Source organism: Dietzia sp. UBA5065, from assembly GCA_002415925.1.
Lineage (GTDB): Bacteria > Actinomycetota > Actinomycetes > Mycobacteriales > Mycobacteriaceae > Dietzia.
In genome coordinates this window covers 1,647-2,666 of record DIAZ01000158.1, presented here as the reverse complement: position 1 = coordinate 2,666, position 1,020 = coordinate 1,647, and the positions used below count along the sequence as shown (strand labels likewise).

2 protein-coding genes are annotated in these 1,020 nt (G+C 68.6%); one reads left to right on the top strand and one right to left on the bottom strand.

The features are described from left to right. The first annotated feature begins 59 nt into the window (after positions 1-59). Complete coding sequence (locus B4M60_RS12910; RefSeq protein WP_291084676.1) at positions 60-443, top strand: type II toxin-antitoxin system VapC family toxin; 384 nt, start codon at positions 60-62, stop codon at positions 441-443. A 72-nt stretch (positions 444-515) separates the two neighbouring features. On the opposite strand, the gene B4M60_RS12905 is transcribed toward B4M60_RS12910, so the two are convergent. After that, on the bottom strand, positions 516-1,020 hold a 505-nt coding region (locus tag B4M60_RS12905; protein WP_291084673.1), incomplete at its 5' end, for an AAA family ATPase.

Here is a 1,020-nt window from a genome sequence, read left to right as displayed (position 1 = left end):
GACGACGCAGACTTCATGGGCGAGGATCCCGAGATCCTCGAGCTGTTCAAGGATCACCTGTGACCGTTCTCCTCGACACCCATCTGGTCCTGTGGTGGATGTCGGGATCCCCCGGGGTGGGGCCACGATCGAGGGCGCTCCTCAGTTCGTCGTCGAGCAGGTACTGCTCGGCGGTGTCCATCTGGGAGATCGCCCTCAAGAAGTCACGGGGCAAGCTGGACGTGGTGGACGGGTTCGAAGACCAGCTCCCCTCGATGGGCATGACCCACCTGCCGATCGACGCCACACACGCCGCCGCGGTCAGCGCGGTGTCACTTCCCCACCGAGACCCCTTCGACCAGCTGCTCGTGGCGCAAGCGCAGGTGGACGGACTGCGATTACTCACGGCCGATGCGGCGATCCTCTCGGCGGGGCTCGAGTTCGTACTGGATGCGCGAGAGTAGCCCGACGCCGAGTGGCACGAAGCGGGCCCGGCCACCACGCGGGTGACCGGGCCCCCTTCTGCATCGGGTGAATCAGCCCAGGCTGAGCGACTCGCCGTCCTCCGCGAGCGAGACCGTCACGGTGTCGCCGTCGCGGATGTCGCCGCCGAGCAGGGCCCGGGCGAGCTTGTCGCCGATCGCCTGCTGCACCAGCCGGCGCAGCGGGCGGGCGCCGTACGCCGGGTCGTAGCCCCGGCGGGCGAGCCAGCCCTTGGCCGGGTCCTCGACGTTCAGGACCAGCCGGCGACCCTTGAGGCGCCGCGCGAGCTCGTCGATCTGGATGTCGACGATGTGCTCGAGCTGCTCCTCGCTGAGCGCGTCGAACATCACCACGTCGTCGAGCCGGTTGATGAACTCCGGCTTGAACGCGCGCTTGACGGCGTCCATCATCTGCTCCCGCGTGCCGCCCGCGCCCAGGTTGGAGGTGAGCACGAGGATGGTGTTGCGGAAGTCCACGGTGCGGCCCTGGCCGTCGGTGAGGCGGCCGTCGTCGAGCACCTGCAGGAGGATGTCAAAGACGTCCGGGTGCGCCTTCTCG